General features: G+C 44.2%; 27 protein-coding genes. 15 read left to right on the top strand and 12 right to left on the bottom strand.

The genetic code is table 11. The features are described 5' to 3' along the window. Nucleotides 1–16 precede the first annotated feature (16 nt). From BEL05_RS04330 to BEL05_RS04310, 5 genes are all read left to right on the top strand, one after another. The gene (locus tag BEL05_RS04330) at nucleotides 17–340 is read left to right on the top strand and encodes a hypothetical protein (protein ID WP_069670399.1); all 324 of its coding nucleotides are present in this window, start codon (nucleotides 17–19) and stop codon (nucleotides 338–340) included. Nucleotides 341–512: 172 nt separating this feature from the next. Next, on the top strand, nucleotides 513–1,070 hold the full coding sequence (locus tag BEL05_RS04325; protein WP_081730754.1) for a sigma-70 family RNA polymerase sigma factor: 558 nt from the start codon (nucleotides 513–515) through the stop codon (nucleotides 1,068–1,070). Then, the gene (locus tag BEL05_RS04320) at nucleotides 1,060–1,800 is read left to right on the top strand and encodes a hypothetical protein (protein ID WP_069670398.1); all 741 of its coding nucleotides are present in this window, start codon (nucleotides 1,060–1,062) and stop codon (nucleotides 1,798–1,800) included. Before BEL05_RS04325 ends, BEL05_RS04320 begins: the two co-directional genes overlap by 11 nt. 238 nt (nucleotides 1,801–2,038) lie before the next feature. Then, complete coding sequence (locus BEL05_RS04315; protein ID WP_069670397.1) at nucleotides 2,039–5,320, top strand: S41 family peptidase; 3,282 nt, start codon at nucleotides 2,039–2,041, stop codon at nucleotides 5,318–5,320. Between the two features lie 443 nt (nucleotides 5,321–5,763). Continuing rightward, nucleotides 5,764–6,630, top strand: a complete 867-nt coding sequence (locus BEL05_RS04310) for a hypothetical protein (protein WP_051413199.1) — start codon at nucleotides 5,764–5,766, stop codon at nucleotides 6,628–6,630. Nucleotides 6,631–6,688: 58 nt separating this feature from the next. On the opposite strand, the gene BEL05_RS04305 is transcribed toward BEL05_RS04310, so the two are convergent. From BEL05_RS04305 to BEL05_RS20690, 5 genes are all read right to left on the bottom strand, one after another. Continuing rightward, nucleotides 6,689–7,126 carry an OsmC family protein gene (locus BEL05_RS04305; protein WP_028765308.1) on the bottom strand — a complete coding sequence of 146 codons (438 nt, stop codon included), beginning with the start codon at nucleotides 7,124–7,126 and terminating at the stop codon, nucleotides 6,689–6,691. Between the two features lie 75 nt (nucleotides 7,127–7,201). Then, a complete protein-coding gene (locus BEL05_RS04300) occupies nucleotides 7,202–7,672 on the bottom strand; it encodes a hypothetical protein (protein WP_069670396.1) in 471 nt (156 codons plus the stop codon). 86 nt (nucleotides 7,673–7,758) lie between these two features. Further along, nucleotides 7,759–8,085, bottom strand: a complete 327-nt coding sequence (locus BEL05_RS04295; protein ID WP_083250298.1) for a DUF3325 domain-containing protein — start codon at nucleotides 8,083–8,085, stop codon at nucleotides 7,759–7,761. 35 nt (nucleotides 8,086–8,120) lie between these two features. Continuing rightward, nucleotides 8,121–9,707, bottom strand: a complete 1,587-nt coding sequence (locus BEL05_RS04290; RefSeq protein ID WP_069670395.1) for a PepSY-associated TM helix domain-containing protein — start codon at nucleotides 9,705–9,707, stop codon at nucleotides 8,121–8,123. 3 nt (nucleotides 9,708–9,710) lie between these two features. Beyond that, nucleotides 9,711–10,007 carry a hypothetical protein gene (locus BEL05_RS20690; RefSeq protein WP_083250297.1) on the bottom strand — a complete coding sequence of 99 codons (297 nt, stop codon included), beginning with the start codon at nucleotides 10,005–10,007 and terminating at the stop codon, nucleotides 9,711–9,713. A gap of 390 nt (nucleotides 10,008–10,397) precedes the next feature. Between BEL05_RS20690 and hpf the strand changes: the two genes are divergently transcribed. After that, on the top strand, nucleotides 10,398–10,754 hold the full coding sequence (gene hpf, locus BEL05_RS04285; protein ID WP_028765310.1) for a ribosome hibernation-promoting factor, HPF/YfiA family: 357 nt from the start codon (nucleotides 10,398–10,400) through the stop codon (nucleotides 10,752–10,754). Nucleotides 10,755–10,940: 186 nt separating this feature from the next. Here the strand turns inward: hpf and BEL05_RS04280 are convergent, their stop codons facing one another. The 4 genes from BEL05_RS04280 to BEL05_RS04265 form a co-directional block, all read right to left on the bottom strand. Next, nucleotides 10,941–11,357, bottom strand: coding sequence for a hypothetical protein (locus BEL05_RS04280; protein ID WP_069670394.1), 417 nt, complete (start codon nucleotides 11,355–11,357; stop codon nucleotides 10,941–10,943). 152 nt (nucleotides 11,358–11,509) lie between these two features. After that, a complete protein-coding gene (locus BEL05_RS04275) occupies nucleotides 11,510–12,595 on the bottom strand; it encodes a M35 family metalloendopeptidase (RefSeq protein WP_028765311.1) in 1,086 nt (361 codons plus the stop codon). Between the two features lie 409 nt (nucleotides 12,596–13,004). Next, entirely contained in the window at nucleotides 13,005–13,793 is a 789-nt protein-coding gene (locus BEL05_RS04270; RefSeq protein WP_069670393.1) for an alpha/beta fold hydrolase, read from the bottom strand. A gap of 158 nt (nucleotides 13,794–13,951) precedes the next feature. Next, nucleotides 13,952–14,947 carry a lipid A deacylase LpxR family protein gene (locus tag BEL05_RS04265; RefSeq protein WP_069670392.1) on the bottom strand — a complete coding sequence of 332 codons (996 nt, stop codon included), beginning with the start codon at nucleotides 14,945–14,947 and terminating at the stop codon, nucleotides 13,952–13,954. 137 nt (nucleotides 14,948–15,084) lie between these two features. On the opposite strand from BEL05_RS04265, the gene BEL05_RS04260 reads away from it, so the two are divergent. The 3 genes from BEL05_RS04260 (at nucleotide 15,085) to BEL05_RS04250 (ending at nucleotide 16,322) form a co-directional block, all read left to right on the top strand. Beyond that, entirely contained in the window at nucleotides 15,085–15,300 is a 216-nt protein-coding gene (locus BEL05_RS04260) for a TIGR02450 family Trp-rich protein (protein WP_028765314.1), read from the top strand. Nucleotides 15,301–15,454: 154 nt separating this feature from the next. Further along, nucleotides 15,455–15,877: an organic hydroperoxide reductase Ohr gene (gene ohr, locus BEL05_RS04255; RefSeq protein ID WP_069670391.1), complete on the top strand. Its 423-nt coding sequence runs from the start codon at nucleotides 15,455–15,457 to the stop codon at nucleotides 15,875–15,877. Between the two features lie 43 nt (nucleotides 15,878–15,920). Beyond that, on the top strand, nucleotides 15,921–16,322 hold the full coding sequence (locus BEL05_RS04250; RefSeq protein WP_083250296.1) for a DoxX family protein: 402 nt from the start codon (nucleotides 15,921–15,923) through the stop codon (nucleotides 16,320–16,322). A 66-nt stretch (nucleotides 16,323–16,388) separates the two neighbouring features. On the opposite strand, the gene BEL05_RS04245 is transcribed toward BEL05_RS04250, so the two are convergent. Further along, a complete protein-coding gene (locus BEL05_RS04245) occupies nucleotides 16,389–17,327 on the bottom strand; it encodes a LysR family transcriptional regulator (protein WP_028765317.1) in 939 nt (312 codons plus the stop codon). 138 nt (nucleotides 17,328–17,465) lie between these two features. Between BEL05_RS04245 and BEL05_RS04240 the strand changes: the two genes are divergently transcribed. From BEL05_RS04240 to BEL05_RS04225, 4 genes are read left to right on the top strand one after another with little or no spacing between them, the layout of a single operon-like run. Then, nucleotides 17,466–17,714, top strand: a complete 249-nt coding sequence (locus tag BEL05_RS04240) for a hypothetical protein (RefSeq protein WP_028765318.1) — start codon at nucleotides 17,466–17,468, stop codon at nucleotides 17,712–17,714. Between the two features lies 1 nt (nucleotide 17,715). Next, nucleotides 17,716–18,648, top strand: coding sequence for a sodium-dependent bicarbonate transport family permease (locus BEL05_RS04235; RefSeq protein ID WP_028765319.1), 933 nt, complete (start codon nucleotides 17,716–17,718; stop codon nucleotides 18,646–18,648). A 9-nt stretch (nucleotides 18,649–18,657) separates the two neighbouring features. Then, entirely contained in the window at nucleotides 18,658–19,140 is a 483-nt protein-coding gene (gene purE / locus BEL05_RS04230) for a 5-(carboxyamino)imidazole ribonucleotide mutase (RefSeq protein WP_069670390.1), read from the top strand. Continuing rightward, nucleotides 19,140–20,231: a 5-(carboxyamino)imidazole ribonucleotide synthase gene (locus BEL05_RS04225; protein ID WP_069670389.1), complete on the top strand. Its 1,092-nt coding sequence runs from the start codon at nucleotides 19,140–19,142 to the stop codon at nucleotides 20,229–20,231. The genes purE and BEL05_RS04225 overlap by 1 nt, the downstream gene beginning before the upstream one ends. Nucleotides 20,232–20,697: 466 nt before the next feature. Here BEL05_RS04225 and BEL05_RS04220 read toward each other — a convergent pair whose 3' ends face one another. Next, the gene (locus tag BEL05_RS04220) at nucleotides 20,698–21,510 is read right to left on the bottom strand and encodes an AraC family transcriptional regulator (protein WP_069670388.1); all 813 of its coding nucleotides are present in this window, start codon (nucleotides 21,508–21,510) and stop codon (nucleotides 20,698–20,700) included. A gap of 101 nt (nucleotides 21,511–21,611) precedes the next feature. Here BEL05_RS04220 and BEL05_RS04215 point away from each other — a divergent pair, with 101 nt between their 5' ends. Both BEL05_RS04215 and BEL05_RS04210 read left to right on the top strand, forming a co-directional pair. Beyond that, nucleotides 21,612–22,145 (top strand): carboxymuconolactone decarboxylase family protein, encoded by a 534-nt coding sequence (locus BEL05_RS04215; protein ID WP_069670387.1) that lies wholly within the window; start codon nucleotides 21,612–21,614, stop codon nucleotides 22,143–22,145. Nucleotides 22,146–22,163: 18 nt separating this feature from the next. Beyond that, entirely contained in the window at nucleotides 22,164–22,601 is a 438-nt protein-coding gene (locus tag BEL05_RS04210) for a DUF417 family protein (protein WP_069670386.1), read from the top strand. Between the two features lie 86 nt (nucleotides 22,602–22,687). Here the strand turns inward: BEL05_RS04210 and BEL05_RS04205 are convergent, their stop codons facing one another. Next, the gene (locus BEL05_RS04205) at nucleotides 22,688–23,386 is read right to left on the bottom strand and encodes a RepB family protein (RefSeq protein ID WP_069670385.1); all 699 of its coding nucleotides are present in this window, start codon (nucleotides 23,384–23,386) and stop codon (nucleotides 22,688–22,690) included. Nucleotides 23,387–23,544: the final 158 nt, after the last annotated feature.

Genomic DNA, 23,544 nt, shown 5'->3' with positions numbered 1-23,544 from the left:
AGGTTGGAGTAAGACTATGCCTTATATCGAGCTTGCTAGCTTTATCGCATCCAGAGGGCGTTTAAGTGCTCTGTTAATGCTGTCCATTATGTCGGTTGCTGAGGTTAGTGCTTGTGGAACAGTAATTGAAATGAGTTCGCTGTCGCAAACTAGAGAGACCATCCCAGACCCCGTGCCAGTGATACCTAAAGTCGTAAAGCAGGAAAGACTTGAAGTGACGCCAGTGCCTGTTTGGCATAAAGGGATGCATAATTTGACTAAACCCATAGACAAACCTTGGCCGCCACAACCAGAGCCGAAACCACAAGTAATGGGCGAATTGAAAAACGACACTTGGTGAGTGGCAGCGATATTATATTTTGGATTTTACCTGTATAGGTCTTGTAAGCCATAGACAAATCCTGTCACGGGGTGCAGACTTTGCTCCATCATAGAGATGATGGCAAAGCAGGGAGCCTAGCGTGACTAAGGTATCTGAAATTGAAGTGGTTGATGATATTGACCAGACGTTAATGCATCAGTACGCGCAAGGCGATCACAGTGCATTTGAACAACTATATCTAAAACATAAAGGGCCACTTTATCGGTATTTTGTGCGTCAGATTGGCGATAAAACGTTGGCGGAAGATCTGTATCAAGAAACATGGGGGCGGGTGATTAAAGCTGCTACGAGTTATCAAAGCCAAGCTAAATTTACCACATGGCTCTATCGAATTGCCCATAATCTGTTAGTTGATCATGTTCGGGCGCTAAAGCCTGTAGACAACTTTAGTGAGCTGTTTACTGAGGAGCAAGATAGTGATGGTTTATTGCCTAGCGATAAGCATTCGCCTTATGCCGATGCGGAAGAGCAGCTTAAAGCCAGTTTGCTCAAGCGCTGCATTGTCTTGTTACCTCAAGTACAGAAAGAGGCTTTCTTACTTAATATAGAAATGGGCTTTACGGCTGCTGTCATTGCGGAGATCGCGGGAGTGGGCCTTGAAGCAACCAAGAGTCGCATTCGATACGCAAACCAAGCCCTAAGAGAGTGCGTAAGCGAGAAATGGCAGGAGCAGAATGATGAAAGATAACCTAAATACAGAATCTGTGGATAGCCAATTACACACTTGGTATCGATTGCAAGCGACAGAGCAACCGAGTGAACAGCTTGACGATAAAGTCATTGCTCAGGCAAAGGCCGCGATAGCAAATCATAATAAAGATAATGTGGTTAAGCCTCGGGCCGATTTTTGGCGGCAGTACCGCTGGCCTATCTCTTCAGCTGCATCAGTGATGCTGGTGGTCACATTACTGCTGGTTAATCCCGAGATACACGATGAGTTGCTCAGCGACGATGCGGCGATGCCACAAAGTGCGCCGCTGTTGATGCAACAAGATGAGCCCGCGATGATGCGCAGTGCTGGGCAGTCTGGGCAGTCTGGGCAGTCTGGGCAGTCTGAGCAGTCAGGCAATGCTGATTTGAGTGTCGATATGCCCGTTATTGTTGAGTCAACATCTGGTCCAAATGCTAAGCAGGCCTCAATGGCTAACGGTGTTGATGACCATCATAGGTCTGCAACCATCGAGATGATGAAAAGCGATGACCCAGTATTAGCTGAGAATAACTCCCAGAATAAAGCGATTATTTCCGATCTGCAGGCGGTTAATCACTTGTCGCAATTAGTGTCCTCTCAACAGTGGTCTGAGGCGATAATACTGTCGCAGAAGATGGCTGAAGAGCGCCCCCAGCTTAATCATGTGCAGCATCCTCAGCATTTACAATGGTCAAAGCTACTTAAGGCGATAGCCCAGCATAAGTAGCTGCAGTGAGTCAGTGACAAATAACTTGCTGTAACATCGGCCATGCGTTGTTAACCTAAAAAGCTTCTATCGCCTCTCTATGTGATGAACGCTTCACGTAGAGCGCGATAAAGTCATCGAGTGTAGCTGTACACATTTGCTAATACTTCTTTGGCGATAAATTACTGTGGATTTAATAAAAGTTTGCTACCTTGTTGCCCTCAGAAAAAGAATTCAATAACAAATAGATGAGCTGCACATGAAACTTCGCCATGCGTTTGCCTGCTGCATACTTGCACTGGGCACAGTTAATTCACCTTTCGCCTTATCTGCCCAACCTCTTGAAAATCAGGGATACTATCGCTCTCCAGCCCTAAGTGGAGACACCTTGGTGTTTACTGCTGAAGGAGATTTGTGGACCCAAGGGCTAAGCGATACTCATGCGCGTCGCTTGACCACATTACCCGCCGAAGAGCTTGGCGCGACTATCTCAAAAGATGGTCAATGGTTGGCATACGTCGCCAATTACGAAGGCGCGAGTGAAGTGTATGTAATGCCGATCAATGGTGGTGTTGCCAAACGGGTCAGTTTTGAAAATAGCCGCGTGCGCGTGCAGGGGTGGACGTCCGATGGGCAAGTGCTCTATGCCACCGACAATGCATTTGGTCCTGCTAACTATTGGGTGCTACGTAGTGTCGACCCAGTTAGTTTACGCACTCAAGATTTACCGCTGGCCGATGCTATTGAAGGCGTTATTGATGACGCGGGAGAGTATCTTTATTTTACCCGCTTTGGTTTACAAACCACTGGTGATAACGCAAAGGTTTATCGCGGTGGTGCTAAAGGTGAGTTATGGCGCTATAAAATAGCGAGCCAAACCGAAGCAACTCAACTATCGACTCAGCACCTAGGCTCAGTTCGACAGCCCATGTTGTGGCAGGGGCGCCTTTACTTTATTAGCGACGAAAGCGGTAGCGACAACATTTGGTCTATGACCCTTGATGGTCAAGCTTTGCGTCAGCATACGCAATTTAGTGATTGGCAGGTGCGTGGTGCGCGTTTAGATAATGGTCGTATCGTATTTCAGCAAGGCGCGGATATTAAGCTTTATGATATTGCTGCGGATACAACACAACTGCTCGACCTGCAACTGACCTCTGATTTTTCTCAGCGCCGTGAGCATTGGGTCAATCAGCCGATGAAATATGCAACATCTGCTAACTTATCACCTGCGGGTGACAAGGCGATTATTACCGCGCGCAGCCACGTCGCTATTGCGGGCACCGATGGTTCTCGACTCGTGGAGGTTAGCTTAGCGGGTGATTATCGGGTGAGAGACGCGATAATGAGTCCAGATGGTCAATGGATTTATGCGATCAGTGATGCCTCTGGTGAGCAGGAGATTTGGCGGTATGCTGCCAACGGCACTGACGAGGCTAAACAGCTAACCGATGACGGTAAAACGTTACGCATGGGCCTGCACCTTTCACCCGATGGACGGTATCTGGCTCATGATGATTACGACGGCAATGTGTGGCTGCTTGATCTGAACAAAGGTAAGAATCGCAAAATTATTATTAATGGTGAGGGTTTAGGGCCATATGCTGACGTGGTGTGGTCTAACGACAGCCGCTTTATCGCCTTAACTAAGAGTGAACAGGGCAAACTTCGTCCTCAAGTGGTGCTCTATTCAATAAAGGGTAATAAGGCTCAAGCATTAACCAGCGATAAATATGAGTCATTTTCGCCCGCATTTAGCGACGATGGCCAATGGCTATACTTCTTGTCTAACCGCGCGTTTACAGCGACACCTTCATCGCCTTGGGGTGATCGCAATATGGGTCCTGTGTTTGACAAACGCGGAGAAATTTTTGCGTTAGCACTGACTCCCGATGCTATTTTTCCCTTCGATAAACCTAATGAGTTAACAAGTGCGGTGACGCTAGATAAAGATGAGGACAGCACTAAACAGATCAAGGTGACTTGGAAAGGCCTTAGAGAGCGCTTATGGCAAGTGCCTGTTGGTGCTGGAAATTACCAATCACTTAAGGTGACGGATAAAGGACTGTATGTGTTGGACCGTTCGATAGCTCCTGCCAGTGCGCCTTCGCTCAAGTGGATCAAGTTTGATGCGCTTGCGCCTAAAGTTGAAACCTTTGCTGATGATATAGCCAGTTTTTCCTTATCTGCCGATAACAGTAAGTTGATGCTTCGTCGTCAAAGCGACGGTGGCAATAATCTACTTATTGTCGATGCAGGAGAGGTATTGCCTAAAGATGTTAGCTTAGCAAAAGTGCAGACGCAGCAATGGCAATTGGTCATATCTCCTCAGTTAGAGTGGCAACAGATTTTCGAAGATGCATGGTTAATGCATCGCGACTCATTCTTTGATAAGAACATGCGTGGCCTTGATTGGCAGGCGACACGGACCAAGTATCAACCCTTACTTGACCGATTGACGGACCGCCATGAACTCAATGATATTTTTAAGCAGATGATGGGGGAGCTCGACTCGTTACACTCCCAAGTTCGTGGTGGGGATCTGCCCGTTGATGCTGATATGCCTAAAGGGGCTAATTTAGGGGCAAGATTAGTGCAAACCGATAATGGTGTGCGTATTGCACATATTTATCAGGCCGATGCCGAGTTACCAAGCTATGCCTCTCCGTTAGCGCGGGTTAATGTGAATGCGCAGGTTGACGATATCATCAGCGCAGTCAATGGTAAGCCGGTTAGCAGTGTAGCGGATGTGGCTAAGTCTCTTCGTAATCAGAGTAACAAACAGGTTTTACTCACGCTAAAACGTGATAAGAAAATGGTTAAAACCGTTGTCTTACCAGTGAATAATAGAACCGACGCCAAGTTACGCTATTTAGACTGGGTTAATCATAATGTTAACAAGGTCACAGATGACAGCAAAGGTGATATTGGTTACCTGCACCTGTATGCCATGGGGTCGGGAGACATTGCCAGCTTTGCTCGAGAGTTTTATGCCAATATCGATAAAAAGGGCTTAATCATCGACGTGCGTCGTAACCGTGGTGGCAATATCGATAGTTGGATTATTGAGAAACTATTACGTCGAGCATGGATGTTCTGGCAGCCAACTCAGGGAACGCCTAGCAGCAATATGCAGCAAGCGTTTAGAGGCCACTTAGTGGTCTTGACTGACCAATTGACTTACTCAGATGGTGAAACCTTTTCTGCTGGGATAAAAGCCTTAGGAGTTGCCCCATTGATTGGTAAGCAAACCGCTGGGGCTGGTGTTTGGTTATCGGGGCGTAATTCGTTAACCGACAAAGGTATGGCTCGAGTGGCAGAATACCCTCAGTATGCAATGGACGGGCGTTGGATTGTTGAAGGGCGTGGGATTAGTCCTGATATAGAGGTCGACAATCTGCCTCTCGCAACGTTTAACGGCGTTGATGCTCAGTTAAATGCTGCTGTGGACTATCTGCAAGAGAAGTTGACTCAGCAGAGTGTAGAGCCTTTACAGGCGCTACCAATGGCGCCAAAAGGAATGGCACAAGATATTAAGTAATTCGCAATAAGCTTCACCCTTTTAGGGGGTTATTGGCCAAGCAGTTCCCAGGCCAATAACTCCCGTTTTTCACTTCGCTAAGCGCTATCATTTTTTCAACGTAATGATTCCTTTTTTAGTGAATCAATCACTAATCCCTCAGCGTATTGACCTTTGATTGTTAACTTTTTTACTATCGCCTATGCAATCTGTCGATCTGTTTCTACGCTTAATAAATGTTCTATTAATTGCATTGAGTGTTTGAGCATGCAGCGAGAATTCAAAGCTCTGTAGGCAAAAGGATGAATCAAGCTCATCATTATTTAATATTGTTAACATTCACTGCAGCAAAGCGAGATTTTAGGCTAGCACTCAGTGGGCTCGTTGCTACTTTTTCGTCCCACTGATATAGGTGCGAGTAGCACTGACATCATTTTCGTTTCAAAGGAATATGGAGAGAAAGTATGTTTAAACCATGGGTAAAAAGTGTGGCGCCTATAGTCTTTGGACTGATTACAATGACATTGAGTCCAATTACCGCAGCAACGGAAGAGGGTTTTAAGCTGGCGGTAGGGGGATTTTACTCTACATCAGATTCAGGGATGGAGGTAACAAACCCGTCGAATGGTGAGGAATTTACCTTAGATTTCGAAACTGATTTACAGCTCGTTGAAAATGAGTTTTTACCTTTTTTGGAGATGTCGTACTGGTTTAATGAAAACCATGGCCTCTATTTCGATTGGAAGCGACTTCATCGTAATGCCAACAATACAAAAATAACAGTGCCGTATGAGTTTGAGGACGTTGATACTGGAGAAACTTATCAGGTAAAGGCTGGGGCGGATTTGACGACGATTTTTAATGTCGATATTGCGCGTATTGGTTATGGGTATGACTTTTACAGTGATGATAATTTTGATCTTATCGCCACCATCGGCTTGCATGTGATGTGGATGAAACTCTCATTTGAAGGGGAGTTCGGTGCGTGTCTTGATGATGAGTGTAGGGTCGTTGAAGTGGACCCTGATAATGTGGTTCTCACAGAGGTTACTGCACCACTGCCTGATATTGGGTTGTTGGCCAGCTATAAATTTGCACCCAATTGGCGTGTGTCAGGACACATTCAATACTTTTATATCAAAGTGGACGAGGTCAAAGGTCAGCTGGTTGATTTTAGTGGTGGGGTTAGCTACGAGATGACAGACAGTTTTGCTGTCGATTTATCATATAAATATTATGATATCGATGTCGAAGTGCAGAGGGACTATTCATCACTTGATATCTACTACGGCTTTAAAGGACCAATGCTGACACTGGCTTATCATTTTTAATTGCCGCGTAAGAGGGAGTCTAGCCTGTTATCTATTAGGCTAGGCTCTAAGCTGTTATTCAGGCTTCAATTGTGACTTTTACTTCACTACTCAGAGAGTTGGCGATAAAGCAGTTGTTATGGGCGAGATGATGAAGTTTTTGTAGCCCCAACAGATCAAGTTCTGATTCATCACTAAATTCTATTTTTGGTCGCAAAATGATGTGATTGATAGCCAGCCTATTACCACTGTTTTTCCCCAGCGTTGCCGTCGCCTGATCCGTATAACCAGTTATAGTCAAACGCTTTTTATCTGCGATAGTTAATACACTCATCATGTGGCAAGCGCTAATCGCCGCAAGTAAACTCTCTTCTGGATTCACTTTTGTCGCACAGCCTTGATAGGTGCTCGCGGCAGATCCATTAATCATCTGCCCACTGCCGAAGCTAATGGTGTGGTCGCGTGGGCTTTGTTGGCCTGCATGAGGTTGCCAGTTAAGTGTCAAATTAAAGGTCATAGGCAGTATTTCGAGGTGAACAGCATTGTGCAAATATAACAGACCTTTTTATAACTAGGCTATAAATAGGGCTGATTACTCATACCATTGACTTGCCTGTTGACTCGTCGCAGCATAAGTTTGCATCGCTGTGACATTTTGTTGCTGCGCGTTAGCGTTTATAACGGCAATGCGGGCTGTATCATTATTTGAGAGGTAATAGGCGCTTGCTGGCGATAGGCCATCGCCTTTGCCTGTAGCGACTCCAACCATATCGCTGTAAATTTGATACTCTAGCTGTGCCTTCTTGTAGGTGACATAGTTATCTAACCTATCGCTATTATTTGGCAATGTGGGCAGGTTTTGAGGGGGTTTTAGTTGCTCTTGTTCACTCAGGATTTTGCCCATTTGTGAAATTGTCACAGTATCTTCAGTTAAGTGGGCCGCTTGCTGTAAAGTCTTGTCGTGATCGAGTGTGTGTGAAGGGGGATTTTCACTTGCTAAATGCCTAAGCCCTTGCTGGGCAGCAAGCTGCTGATTAAAAGGTGTTCCATTGGCTATCTGCATGGTTAAAGCCCCCACTTAAATTGACGTTAGGAGTACTTTAGCCAATGCCTGCTGAATGACTGCTGAACTAGTGCTGAGATTTTGAGCTAAAAAAGCAGTTGCTGTCCGGCACTGCAAATCGCACAAATTAGCATTGTAAAGGGTAATGCTTTTGGACGGTAGCTTAAGGTCAGTATTACCAGTAGTGCTGAAACAGTGAGAATGCCCATCAAAATAAGGGTGCCATAAATCCCCCCGTATTGCATTAACGCTGCCGCATAACTGCCAATAAGCACCAGCCCTCCAGTCAATTTAAACAAGTGCTGCTGAGTTTCTGTTTGTGTCCGTTTTAACGCGTCACGAAAGTGAGTGAACATCGACAGGGCAAATAGGCCTAACCCAATATAACTGACGCTCATAATGCTGACTATCACTAGCTGTTTCCTTTCGAGGTTGCTCGTTGCCGAGGTTATAGCGCGGATTGCTGGTGGCTGGAACTGAGTTTTCTCGCCACCATAAACATAATGATCGCACTCAAGACACAGAGCAGATCAAAGCCCACTAGACTCCATTGTTGTGTTTGCATGTTTTGCCATAGATTGCTGGGCGATGTCAGTGCATTTAATAGTGGAATTCCGGCAAATAGTGCTGCGCAGGCCCAGGCAAGCTGTTGCCAGCGAATCTTACTCTGTTTGAGACTTACCCCATCTATGAGTGCCACCGTCGCAATTAACCCTAAGGTGATGAAAAAGCTGTGTACCTCCCATTGGCTACGATTTTCAATCGCGCTAGGAATAAGGCGATTCGCATAGAAAAAGACAGCTGTAGCTAAAGGTAAACCGGCTATCAGAGTGAGGTTTAACCCATTAACAAGTCGCAAACCAATGCAGGGCTTAGCACCTAAGGCGAGTTGCCTCTGTTGTTTTTGAGTGATTTTGACCGCCCACAGTAAGGTGCCGGTAGCGATCATGGCGCAGCCTAAGAGCCCACTGAGAAAAAACAATCCACGTAGTAAACCATTTGAGAACCTTGCAGTATGCAGAGCCATCATTGTGTCGTAGGTGCTTCGACTCGTAGAGTGCTCGTCGGGAGTAGCGTAAAGTAGTTCACCACTCACGCCGCTAAATATAGCGGCGACTTTTTGCTCACTAACTGATTGCGCACTGTTTTGATAAAAGCTAATACGGCTATTCGTATCCATTGGGTAGCTTATGACGACTTGTTTTATCGGCAGGTCTCCCCACAATGCCCTAACTTGTGGCAGTAGGGTATTTATGGCTATAAGGTTGGCAGGTTCGCCGCTTGGCTGTATTTGTACTCGCGTTGGATTGAGTGCTTGCCTAAATGCTTTCGTATCACCATCATAGTTGGTTAATACCCCCCACGGCATATACATAAACATTAGGGCAATTAAACCTGTATAGGTGATCATTAAATGGTAAGGCAGCGCGATCACCGAACTGATATTGTGGGCATCTAACCATGTGCGACTCGCCTTACCTCGTCGAAAGCTGAAGAAGTCTTTGAATATTCGCTTGTGAATAACGATGCCACTAATTAATGCGATAAGCATAAACATCGTGGCAAACCCCACGATCCAGCGGGCTAGTCCAACAGGAATGTAGTGAAGGTCAAAGTGCAATCGGTAAAAAAAGTTTCCGCCTTTTGAGTCGCGTACATTTGTCACGACTTGTTGTCCGTCTTCAGACGGCTGGTGTTGGTTAAATTGTCCGCGGCGTTGACCTGGTTCAGGAAAGTCTTGCCAATTAAAGCTGAGGTAAGGTTTTCTTGTGCTAGGCAGTTCTATGTACCAGCTTCTTGCATCGGGCGCTTGTTCATTTAAGTAGTTCTGCCCTTGTGTTAGTTGCTGCTCTACTTTTTGTGCTGAGTAACTTTGCAGTATGCCACTGTGGAGCTCAGGCTTGCTCCAGAGAGTTATTTCATGGCGAAAGTAGCTTAGTGTCCCCGCGAAAAAAATCACTAAAAGTAGCCAGCAAACAAGCAGACCGGCCCAGGTGTGTAGCCAACTCATGGATCGAAAGAAAGTCTCTTTCATCGGTTAGCTCCCCATTACAGTAAGCAAATAGAGGGCTGTAGAGAGCATTAAGGGTTCTACGATTACCTGCCGTAAACTTCTGACACTAAAAACTCGAATGACTACAGTGCCAAATACTGCAAAAGAGAGCATGGTGGCGACGAGAATTGCGTCAACTTGCTCTAGGGGGAGCGTTTGGCTTAGCAGCACACAGCTAAGTGACGCAACACCATATCCTCCTAGTACGCTCATCAGTAGGCGAATGGTAATGGCGGCGGGTTTACTCGATAGAGACGATTTAAATAGTGGTTTACTGATCACAAGTTGTTCTAATTGTCAGGCGTTAATTCGCGAGTGGCTGAGTAAAGTGATTATAAATTAATTGATATTGGTTCTCATTCCTATTTACATGTAAAGAGTTACAGACGTTATGAAAGAATGAATTTCAGTGGTTGGCTTATTAGCAATGATTAATTTTTGTTTAGTTTGAGTGTTTTATGGGCTAGACAACCCATTTATCGCTATTATCTGGGTAAACGCCCTTGCTTTTACTGGGGTTCAAGGGTACATATTAATAGACAATGAATGGATATTTACTTGGTTATGGCGCATGCTTAAAAGGCGTCAAATGAAAAAAACGCTACAGGCCCTTGTTTTTTCTTCTACCTACCCCCAAGTTTATTATTGAAGTAATTCTTAAAAGGAAAACCTATGAAAATAAATCTTTCTGGTCATCACGTTGATATTACCGATTCAATTAAAGAGCATGTGAATCAAAAGTTTTCCAAAATCGCGACGCATTTTCCAACACTTATCTCGCTCGATGCTATTATTTCAAAAGAACATGGAGAGTACCAAGTAGAGCTGAGAACCAATTACGAAGGTAGTCGAATCTCTGCATCAGGCACTGATGCTGTAATGTATCCGGCTATTGCGACTGCAGCCAAGAAGCTTGATGCAGCGCTTAAACATAGAAAAGGTCACTTAAAAGCTGATTTACACGAAAAGCCTGTGAGTACAACACCTGAAATTGCACATGAAATCATCCAAGAGATGAAGCTTGTTTAAGTTTCATTGATTGAAAAAACCACCTATTTAGGTGGTTTTTTTATGGCTAATTCACGCGAAATCATCGCTATCTGCAGTGTTCCATCACCCGTTTCATAGATGATAGATAGCGTCTTTCCCTTAGGTTTTCATGACTGTTTTATCTAACAGATGGGCTTGATGGCGATTGTAAGCTAGGGTTGAGTGTTACTTCACTATGTTCATTTGGGTAGAAGGGCAGTCAACAAAGATAAAATTATCTTCCTGTGACGGCTGAGATAGATCAGCGTTATGTGGCAGTAATCGCAGTGAAATCAGGCTGACATCGTAGTGACCTTCACTAAGGTTATATACCTGAGATAGATCTAGCTGGATGACATGACGACTGTGCGCTGGCAATGTGAGGTAATCGTCTGCATTTATCGCCGCGCGTTTAGCTAAGGCACCTTGGTAGGTGATTTTCTGATTAGTTTGTTGGTGGCGTATGGTTATAAACTCACTGAACCAAGCATCAAACGGTGTCTGCCAAGTAAGTAGAGACCAGATTTGCTCAGTTTGATTGTCGAGCGTGAAGGTCAAATGACCTAAACTGTTGGCCGCAAGTTGGCAGGTAGGTCGTTGCATCGTCGCTAATGTGTCCTTTACAGGTAAAAGCATCATTATTAAAAAGAGTAGCGTGGTTCTCAATAGGGTTAACATCAATGGGTGATTAACCTTTTAAGGTGTTAAAAAAAGGGGCGGAATCATCCGCCCAAAAGACAAGGAGTGTTACAAGTTTAGTTTAGATTAGGCGTGTTTTCGGCAAAATATTCATGGCTGTCAGCGTTTTGAATCGCTTGAGCTGGATCTGTGTCTGCCAAGGATTGTGCACCGCTCTGGCCATAGACCACATCATCAGTGCCTGCGACGACATTGAAATGGCTGGTTTCATGAATAATTGTGCCGCCTTTTGAGTCAGTACCAGTTATTGGCGCTGACCAGAAAGCACTACACATATAGATTTTGTATGGTTGGGTTGGGTAGACGTAAGCAAAGTATTGCTTCTTACAGCTACAATCGAACGTTAGAGGTTCATCATTTAATGCACTTTCAATCTTGCTGAAATTAGTGCTAACGGTATTCCAGCGAGAGGAGTTGTAGTCACCAAACCAGGTACTGTAACGAACAGAGCTACTGCTCGCCGTTGCTAGGTGTTGATTCGCATCTGCCGCCATGTTTTTTGCCGCTGCTAGGCCTGCTAAAATATCACTTTGCTGTGAGTTGCTGCAGCGTCCTGTAAAGCTAATGCCATCAGGTGTTGTGCCGCCTCCATCGCCAGTGCCAGGTTTTCCTTTGTTGTTTCCACCTTTAAATTCACGACCTTCTAAATAGAAGCTGGCGCTATCAGAGTGGATACCTTCTATGCCTAAGCGCGCAAGTTTCTTTGCTTGACCTGGGTTAGGGGAAAAAAGCTGTAGTGAACTGACGTTATAGCTGATCTCGTAGTTTGCCGTTGCAGACATATCATAAAGTGATGACAGCTCAACGTCATATGACACACTTTCGCCGGCTTTTAGCTTAATGTAATCTTTATGAGTAGGTGCTTGACGTTTGTAATGTGCACCAAGATACTTACGTTGTTCGCCATCAGCAGAGACCTTAAATAGCGACTCTTCAACGCCCTCTGCAGCGGTATACCATTTCAGCACCTTTACGGGCACATGTTCTTCGTTGGTTAACGTTACCGTCACCATCACATCTTGTGCGTCGTTGTAACTGTTTTGGCTCATCTGAAGCTTAGCCGCAATGCCATCAGCTAATGCACCGTAACTCATTAAGCTGCTTGCTAACGCGACAACTGATAGGTTTAATATTTTGCTCATCAATTTATCCTTTTGATAATTGTTTTTATTTTGTTTTTTAATTGTTACTCAAATGTTGCGCCATGAGTGTAAGCGGAATGATTAACCTTAGGCAAGTAGAAATTGGTGTTAAATATTATCGTTGCCAGCTTGTTTGGTTTAATAAGCTTTTAAGGGGCATAACTATAGCGCATGAACAATATATTGTAGCGATGGCGTGATTGATGGGAGGTGCAAGGGCGCCGAGGACAAGTCGGCTCAGTGCTTGGGTTTACACTGAGCCTATTAATTTACCCATGAATATAAAGTGCTAGCCGCTTAATTCTGGCTTGCATGGACTCATTGATAAATATCTATTTATTCACCTATGCGTGTTGAATAGGTAGTCAGAAAATACACTGAGTCGATCACGCTCTTATATTTATGGGAATTACTTAGCTAGCCAATCAGTAATGGCGTGGTTAAATTTATCAGGGGCTTCCGTCATCACCCAGTGACGCGTATCAAAGGCAATGACTTGATTACCTTCTATAGCAGCCATTTTCCTTTCCCATGGCTGAGAGTGGAACATTCCAGGCTTGTTTTTACCGTATAAAAATAGCAATGGGCACTGAATATCTAACGGTAAATGCCCTAAAGGCTTACCTGTTAATGTTCGGCTCCACTTCCAATAATAAGAGTAAGTCATTGATGCACTTATAAGCTTTTGATCGCCAGGCGCATGCAGCCATTTGGCCATTTTCCGAGTCATGGCATCACCTAAACCACCACCAATTTTCCAAGCGGTTGCTAGCCACATCTGGTAGGTGAACATAAATGCTTTTACTTTGGCGCTGAGTTTATGGTCAGGTGATCCGGCGTCACCTATGTCTACGCCAATGATCTTCTCGACTTTGTCCTGATGACGCATATAAAACTGGTAGCCAAAAAAGCACCCCCAATCATGAAGCATGAGCACGACTTTGTTATTGGGGCTGACTGCGGTGACGACTTCGTTAATAAGCGCAACAATTTGCTCTAATGTGTATAGGGTGCGTGATTGGCCGTCTTCATATCCAGGTAGGCTAAATCTCACGCAGCGGTAATTAGATTGTAGAATTTCTACTTGAGGGTCCCATAGTCGATAGGTATCAGGCCAACCGTGAAGCATGACGATGGTTTGTTCGCCCTGACCTTGGACATGAACTTGGGTACCGTTTACATCAATAATCTCAACCATAGTGACTCCAGCTATCTCGTGAAAGGTTTAGAGTATATACTCTATTTTTACGATAAGACCAATCGGTTGAACTGTCTAGCAAATGTTACTGCGTGAGATCAAAGTTTTAATTTTTTGTTGTTTAATGGTTGAGCTAGTGTGGAGGCCGCTAACGTGGTTTATAGCTTCCAACTGAATAGCAAGCTACCATAACCATGCCAAGCGCTATTGTCGTCGGTATACTCTTTGCTGTAACCATTAAAGGTCCATGATACTGACCAAGCCGGGTTACCCCATATTGCACCAACACTAACGCCGGCTTGCTGATGCGCTATATCAATCTCCGAGGTATAGGGGAGGTTGCCTGAGATAGTTAGGTCATTAAAACGATAGCCGATGAAAACTCGACTAAAGAGCATGAATTGACTCATCGATCCCGCGGTATTGAGTAAGCCTGCATCACTATAGTGATTGCTAAGGTTTCCAAAAGAGCTGGCTAAGTCGAAGCCCCAGCGCAAAGAGAGTCCTGCTTGCATTTCGCTGCGTAAATTACCAATTTCATTGTGACTAAAACCACTTAATTCCCACTCACTAGTAGCAAAACTCTTGTTGCGATATAGCAGTGATTCAATCTCATACGCGTATTGGGCGATGAATTGTCTCTCTATTTGATATTGCCAACCTTTTGGTGGCGATGAGCCAGTCACCTTATGTACCCAATTTTGCAGTGCTTCATTGCCAGACTCAGGGCCAATGAAACCTAATGAAATCCAGTTTTTTTGCGCAAGATCAGAAGTGTATAGCGCGCCGTGAAACTCGGCCATTAAGGTACCCGCATAAGGTCTGTCAAAGGGTTGTGGGGTACTATGCTCGATTTCGTTAGGTGTCCACATGCGTTGGCTTAAACCTATTGCCCATGTGTGTTCGTACTGTGCTTGTGGCAAGAGAAGTTGTTTTTGCCATTCAAACCAGGTGGGAGACTTTATATCAACGGACAATAAACTATGTTTGTAGCCAAGGTTTATACCATTGGTAAAATCGCCATCGTCACCGAAAATAATATCATTGTCTAATTGCAGGTACCATTGGCCGACATCATTTGCAGAAGCGTTGCAAGCGCTAGCGATTAACAAAAAGGGTAGGCACCAAGATCTTGGTAGTCGGCTTGTTAACATGGGCAACTCCAATGACTTGAGAGGCGTCTGTCCAGCATAGTTGTTGTAGTCGTTTATACAAGCACTTCAATGTGACGTTTTGTAAAGTATCACAATGATTTACTGATCTAAATCAACCCTTAAAACGTATGCCTACCATGAATAAAGTTAATCCGAAAAAATTATTGCACAGTAAGTGGACTAAAGTCATGCCCACTAACCGTGAGAAGCACTTTATGCTTGTCGAGGTTGAGGTGGATGAGGACCAAAATGTGCTGAACTGTACGATTGAAGCTGTAATGACTGGCAATCAGTACCCTATTGAATGGCGCTCGCTCAAAGACAGTGAAGTCTGGCGAATGGGGTGGCAGTGATGTTATCGATTTTGTCGATAGTCTTAATCTAATCACTTTAACTTAATTGTGCGCAATTTAATTGCTCGCTTTGGATTTGTCTGGTATAACTGTGATCTATTGAGTTGTGCGCAACTTTAATAGGCTAAGTTGAACAAATTTTAAGGATATTGATATGAACACTCTATATGAAACAACTGCTACCGCGAGTGCAGGACGCAATGGTCAGGTAGCCACAGATGATGGCAAATTATCTGTGATGCTCAGTTACCCAAAAGAGATGGGTGGAAGTGGTGAAGCGACAAACCCTGAGCAATTGTTTGCCGCTGGGTATAGCGCTTGTTTTTCAAATGCAATATTGCACGTTGCCAGAGAGGCAAAAGTTGCTTTAACAGCTGCGCCAGTAACAGCTAAGGTCGGGATTGGTGCACGTAAAGAGGGTGGTTTTGCGTTAACCGTAGCCTTGAGTGTCGAGCTAGCGCTGCCACAAGAGCAGGCGGTTGACTTAGTGAATGGCGCGCATCAAGTGTGTCCCTACTCAAACGCTGTACGAAACAACATAGATGTTGCGTTAACGGTAAATAACCAAGCATTGTAAACGGTCGTTAAAAGCTAGAGGGCAGGGTTAATGGAGAATCTCGTTGAATAATAAAATAGCACCAATATTCGTCACCATCGGCAGGGTGTTACTTGCACTCTATTTCTTATTGCCAGGGGTGATGAAGTTTATTAGCTGGGACATGCATGTGGCGCTGATGCAAAAGCACAGCATGGTGATGATACCTGTGTTATTAACCGCAGCGGGCGTGTTTCAGATCGCCGCTGCATTTGCGTTGATCTTAAATCGCTACACAGGACTGGTGTCACTACTGTTGGCGGGGTTGGTGCTAGTGATTAACTTTAGTTTGCATGATTTTTGGAATTTCAGCGGGGTAGAAGGTGCCCATGAAATGCAAAATTTTGTCAAAAATCTAGGTATTCTAGCTGGGTTACTCGTGTTAGCTGGACATAGCGGCAGTCAGTCGGATATCGAGCAGCGTTAGATTGATCAAAAGCGATATTGTTTCACGCTATTAAGCCCCTTTAGCAAATGCTATAAGGGGCTTTTATCATTTATGTTTGCTTAGCTCTGTCAGCAACATTTGACGCCCGTCACTTTCAACGTGAGTGAGAAACGCTTGCGCGATGGCAGAGGGGCGTTTAGTTTTGAGCCATAAAAAATACCAGTTTGAATTGATGGCCAACTCTTCGACCTTTAGTTGTGCTAACCCCATATTGCCGCCAAAAGCTAAGGTGTGTGCTGACAAGATGCTCACTCCCAAACCTGACATCACCGAGTGTTTAATAGCTTCGTTACTCTCGATGGTCATTTTCACATTTAACTTAACACCCTGCTTGCTCATGAACTTCTCTATGGCTAATCGGGTTCCTGAGCCATTTTCTCGCATCAGAAAAGGTTCATTACATAGCTCCGCCAATGACACGTCACGCTGTTTTACCAGAGGGTGGTTTTCGTGCGCGATAGCAACCAGTGGATTGTTGAAAAACTCAATGCTGTCGGTGTTGAGATCTCCTGGTGGGTGGCTAAACACGTAGAAATCATCAATACCTTGTTTTAGCCGGTCAATAATTTGCTGACGGTTACCCACATTGAGTTGAACTGCAACGTTAGGATAGCGTTCGCAAAAGGGCCCCAGCAGGTGGGGAATAAAGTACTTGGAGGTCGTTACCACTGCTAACCTTAGCGTACCAGATTTCAGTTCGCCCATATCAGACAGTGCCATTTCAAGCCTTGAGAAGCTGTCTAACACCTCTGTTGCGGTTTTGACTACTTCCAAGCCTGCTTCGGTGAACACCACCTTTCTGCCAACAATATTATATAAGGGTAAGCCAACCACATCGGTGAGCTTCTTTAATTGCATTGAAATGGTGGGCTGTGTCAGGTGGAGCGCCTCTGCTGCGCCACCGACGCTACCGCTATCATAGACGGCGAGTAGGATCTCCATCTGCCGAAGTGTGCCCAAATGAGCCTGTAACCTTAATGACATTGAATCTTCTCTCGTTACATATATAGATTTTTATCTATATATAACCATGAAAATATCTATTTTTATATATTAATCTTTTTTGGCAGAATCGCTTCATGGTTTTACGGTTGGCTTCCCACCCTATATAGCGAGGTCTTTATGAAACGATTTATGCACATTGCGCTGCAAGATAAGCAGTCTCTATTTAGTCTGTTCACTGGCCTTGTGGTCACCCTTATTGGGGCAAGTGCTATGTCTCAAGGGCATAATGGTGCAGGCTTGATGATGGTTGGTGCGAGCATTCTTTCCTTGGCTGGTTTTTCACTCGCGGCGAGCTTACACAGAACAAAGCATGCGGTGTCGCCAACGGGCTCAATGACTAAGTTGCTAAAGCCTAAGGAAGCATAAGATGCAGATGGATATCACTATCGCATTTTTCATATTGGGCGCCTTAGCCACCTTGGTAAAGGCTAACATTCAATTTCCCAAAGCCCTGTATCAGGGGCTTACCCTGTTTTTGCTAATCGCCATAGGACTCAAAGGTGGCGTTGCTTTGGCGGAGCATGGTTCAGCCAAGTTGTTGCCTCAGTCGGGGCTGGTGATCTTACTGGGGCTAGTGATACCACTCATTGCCTTTCCTATTCTGCGCTTTATCGGTCAGCTCAATCGTGAAGACTCTGCCTCGATTGCAGCCCATTATGGTTCGGTGAGTATTGGTACTTATGCGGTTGCTGTTGCATTTTTAGAAACACAAAATATCGCCTATGAAGCCTATTTTCCGCTGTTTGTCGTGCTACTCGAAGTGCCTGCAATTGCGGTCGGTATTGCTCTAGCAAAAAAGACTGGCGATAAAGTGAAGTGGCGCGTGTTACTGCACGAGGTCTTTTGCAACCAGAGTATGTTGCTGCTTGTTGGAGCGCTATTAATTGGTTATTGGGGGGCCGACCAAATTGGTTCAATAAAGCCACTCTTCTTTGACCTGTTCCGCGGTGTGTTAGCCCTCTTCTTATTGGAGATGGGGATGGTCGCAGCGAGCCGCATTAAAGATTTGAAGCAGATGGGTAATTTTATGCTGGCGTTCGGTGTGGCCATGCCACTTATTGGTGGTCTTTTAGGTTGCATGTTGGGCATACAGATGGGGCTTTCTAGTGGTGGCGCGACCTTGCTGGCAGTGCTGGGAGGAAGTGCGTCATATATCGCGGTTCCTGCTGCAATGCGAGTGGCTATCCCTAACGCAAATCACAGTTTATCTATTACATACTCCTTAGCAATTACATTCCCGTTCAATGTGTTAGTAGGAATACCTACCTATGCGTTGTTCACTCATTGGTTAACAAATTAAGAGGCAAATATGAATCAAGCTAAAGTCGCCATCATCATGGGTTCGCAAAGTGATTGGCCAACCATAAAAAATGCTACCACAGTGTTAGATGCGCTAGAGATTGCCTATACCGCGCAGGTTGTGTCGGCTCATCGCACTCCTGAGCGTTTAGTTGAGTTTAGCCATGGCGCCGCCGCAGACGGTGTTGAGGTGATTATTGCCGGTGCGGGGGGGGCTGCACATTTACCAGGAATGACAGCCGCCATGACACATTTGCCTGTGATTGCAGTGCCGGTGCAGAGTAAGGCGTTAAAGGGAATGGACAGTCTACTTTCTATTGTGCAGATGCCAAAAGGCGTCGCGGTGGCCACTCAAGCTATCGGTGAAGCAGGGGCGTTTAATGCAGGCTTGATGGCGGCACAAATTTTGGCATTAAAAGATAAAGAGTTGACCCAGCGTCTATGTGACTGGCGCGCGAGCCAAACTGCCAGTGTTCCCTTGGAGGTTGAGTAATGCGTATTGGCATCATTGGTTGCGGTCAGCTAGCCAGAATGATAGCCCTTGCAGGATTACCGCTAGGGATAAAATTTAGCTTTGTTGCCGATAGCGGTGTTGATACCGATCTCAGTTGTGTTGAAGGTTTGGGCATCATAGCGCCCTGGCAGCCAGGGCAAAGTATAGAAACTCTTTATCAAGCCCTTGGGAAACCCGATGTGATCACGGTAGAAAAAGAGCAGGTTGATTTGCATCTCGTGCAGCAACTTGAAACCTATTGCACGGTTCGCCCCAGCGCCGCTAGCATTACCCAGTGTAAAAGTCGTATCAAAGAGAAGCAATTGTTGGCCAAGCTAGACATTCCTTGTGCGCCTTTTACCTATCAAGTTGACCTGGCTCAAAGCGCCGCAACCCTTGGTTTGCCTATGGTGATAAAGTCTTTGGATGAGGGGTATGATGGTAAAAATCAGTGGGTCGTCCATGACAATGATAGCCTCAATACGCTTGCAGCCTCAGAAAATTTTGGCGATCATTTGATAGAACAGTGGATACCCTTCGATAAAGAGGTGTCACTTATTGGTACGCGTGGTCATGACGGTGACATTCATTTTTATCCCTTGACCGAAAATGTGCATCGCAAAGGCATTTTGATCCGCTCAACCGCGCCGGCTAAGCATATTAGCCCAAAGATGGAAGCCGCAGCGCAGGACTATATGCGCCGACTACTCGAAGCTGAGGATTATGTTGGCGTGTTGGCGATGGAACTATTTGTAGTAGGCGACCAATTGCTGGTCAATGAACTCGCCCCTCGTGTTCATAACAGTGGACACTGGACCCAAATGGGGGCTACAACATGTCAGTTTGAAAATCATATTCGCGCAGTTGCAGGCTTGCCACTTGGGGCAACCACGTTAACTAGCAAAACCGGTATGTTAAACCTACTTGGTGTTGCTGTGCCGCCGATGAAAGCGCTAAGTTCGAGTTCAAGTTTGCATTGGTATAACAAGGAGTCTAAGCCTAATCGTAAGTTAGGACATATCAATTTTACTGCTGCCGATTATGTCTCGCTCGACCAGCAGATGGATCTTGCTGAAACCCATTTATATTGATTGGTTGCTAAACACCCATCTCTTTTAGCCAGTATGGTGCGCGGCATGACTGCACCATACTGGCTATCTTATTTATGACTGAAGCCTTAAGTCCATCTGCTGTTCCAGCCGCTTATGCCTATACCCGCAATGACTATCATCGCTAGGTCATCGTACAACGCATGGGGACGATTCAAAGTTAAGAGCCCTAGTGAATTCAGGTAAATCACAGATACAAAAAAGCCGCTAAACCCGTCTGGTAGGGGTTTAGCGGCCTTTGAAGGTTATTGCTAACCTTGTGTTGGTGGAGGCGGCGGGGCTCTTGTTTGTGATTTATCTATTTGATTTAATTGCGCTTACTGTTTAGCTGTTTGTCTAGGTGTTACTTTTGGTGTTACGCCTGAGGTGAGTCACTTTTAAATAATTTAAAAATATTTTATGTCGCTTAAGTGATACCGCTGAAAACGAAGAGAGCATTTATGCTTATTTAGGTTTGTTCCAGATACCACGCTCGCGGAGTTACACCGAATTGACGTTGAAATGCTCGAGAAAATGCAACGCTTCCGCTATACCCTACCTCTAAACTTACCGATTTGATTGGTTCTCCCTTCAGCAATAACTTCTTAGCTAACAGTAACCGAGACTCAGTTACGTAACTGAGTGGTGGTTGCCCAATGATTTGATTAAATAATGCTGCAAACCTTGCGCGTGACATGCCGACTTGGTTCGCTAACTCATCAATGGTCCATGGGTAATCTATCTGTTTGTGGATTATTTCGATGGCTTTGGAGAGTTTGGGATCTGATAAAGCGGATAAAACACCTTCTTGGCATATTCTGTTTTCAACTAAATGACGGAGTACCAATAGCAACAGCAAATCAAGTAAGGTTGAGATGATGGCAACTTGAGCAAAACGTGATGTAAAAGCTTCAACAAATAACATGTTGATTGTATCAGATAGACTATCTAACTCGCTAAGAGGGAGAACTATAGCATCGGGTAGTGCTCGGTATAGTGGCGAATCTTTAAAGGTTAAGTTGGCACATACAACATCGCAACCTTCTAAGGTTTGTGGTTGAAGGCGATGAGCTTTTCCTTTGGGATAAATGATGAGTGTTGGCTCGATGATTCTATGCGTTAAGCCATGCTCTTCGAATAGAACCATTTCACCAGTTCTAACTAAGTGCAATATTCCACCAGCAGGGTGCTCTGTACTTGAAGAGCTTCCACATAAATTACCTGAGAAGAATAAGTTCGCTTTTGGTTCTGCATGAGATATTAATGCGGATAAGGTATCCATTTGAGACTCTGGGTATGTATATCTAGATTAATAGTGATAAATCGTATTGTTGATAGTGTCAATATCAATATTGTAAATTCACTTAATCAAAGGAGCTCAGCATGAGCCGTATTCTTCCAGTGTCAAATCCACAAGGTGATGTAGCGACGACATTATCAGCAATCAAAAGTAAGTTAGGAATGGTACCTAACCTATATGCGACAGTTGGTCATTCATCCACGGTGCTTAATGCGTACCTTACATTTAGTGATGCTTTATCCAAAGGACGTTTAAGCACGAAACAACGAGAGTTAATAGCTTTGGCTATAGCTCAGACAAACCAGTGTCAGTATTGCTTATCAGCTCACACCCTTATTGCTGGCAGTACTGGATTAGGTGAGAAAAATATTAAGGAAGCAAGAGAAGGCAAGGCTGAAAATGCGTTGGATCAAGCGCTGATCTCATTAGCTATAGATTTGGTTGAGCAGCGTGGTGAACTCACTACAGAGCAGTTAGACATAGCGGCTAAAAATGGAGTTGATGATGAGTTGATTTTTGAAGTGCTAGCTCAAGTGATAGCTAATGTATTTACCAACTATGCAAACCATTTAGCGCAAACAGATATCGATTTCCCTGAAGTAAGTCTTACGGTTTGATATTGAAAGGAGTAGTTTATGCGACAGGAAAAAGGTTACTTAGTCGGTTTAGCGGGTGTTGTACTTACGTTATTATGGATTGGCGTATTTAAGTTTACCCCAACAGAGGCTGAGGCAATTAGGCCATTAGTTGAAAGCCACCCTTTAATGAATTGGATGTTCAGTATTTTAAGTGTGCAAGGTGTGTCGAATCTAATTGGGATTACTGAAATTATTGTCGCTATTGGTATGGTTGTTGGTATTTGGAAGCCAAAAGTTGGTTACTGGAGCGGCCTCGCTGCAATAGTTATCTTTATTACGACATTGAGCTTCCTATTCACTTTGTCAGGAGTCTGGAAATTAGTTGATGGTGTGCCTGTAACTGAGTTTTTTATATTTAAAGATATCGTCTTCTTAGGTATTGCTTGGTTTAGTGTTGAAAGAAGTCGAGAGCTTATAAATAAAGATAATAAATGAGTCGAGATTTTTATTTGGCGCCCATATTTAAGGGCGCTTTTATCTTGATTCAAAAATAAAGAGGAAGTGTGCGGTTTGTATGCGTATCATTTCTGTATGCTGTTATAGTAAATGATTGACGCGTCATCGTAACTATACCCATTTATAGGGATGTTGTTGTGTTGAGATTTTCTTATTACCTCAAACATGCTGCTTATGTTTTCTTTTAATTTTTCGATAGTTAACTCTTGTTCTTCTGTCTTATTTTGTAATCTATCTAACGCTTCCTTTTCTATTTGTGAGTTGGATGTTATTCCTTCTAGTTTTTTACTATCTCGAGTTTGTTCTAATATCAATTTGTTTTGTAGTTTCTCAATTTTCAATTTTGTTTTGCTGTCGATAAGGTGATGGTGTGAACCCTCAATCATCATTTCTATGAATTTATTTTTTTGAATATCTTGAAATGTGCAAATTAACTCTAGATTCTGCATATGCTTAGGTGTAATTGCTACATTAAGCATCTTTTTGGCTCCGAGCTTTTTACGATAAAGGCGAGCCTTATGTGCTTTATACATCTTAACTGCAAAGCTTTTAATAAACACAGTCGCTTCAACACTTGAATTATTTGTTTGGTACTGTAGGAAAAGCTGCTCTTTCATCTGGGGGAGAGTGAGGGTTACATCAAGCGTAATTAATAATTTTTTCGAAAAATACTCCCTCAACCACACTAACTCAGCTGGTGTTTCTGAGCGCAAAAAATCGAAGAGTTTGTAAAACTCTGCTCTAGTCAAAAAGGTTGATTCCATTAGTATAGCTCCTATTTCTCACTCACTTTAATGCAGGTATTATCCATGTGGGTAGCTCTTTTGTTGTTTCGACTAGTTGAAGAACTAGTTGATACTATATCAAGTTTAGTGATATTGCCTAGGTTTTTGGCTAGTTAATGTGCTATTTATAGAGATTA

The organism is Shewanella colwelliana, assembly GCF_001735525.1.
Lineage (GTDB): Bacteria > Pseudomonadota > Gammaproteobacteria > Enterobacterales > Shewanellaceae > Shewanella > Shewanella colwelliana.
Note: the sequence above shows the minus strand (reverse complement) of the source record. Positions and strands in the feature narration are given on the sequence as shown.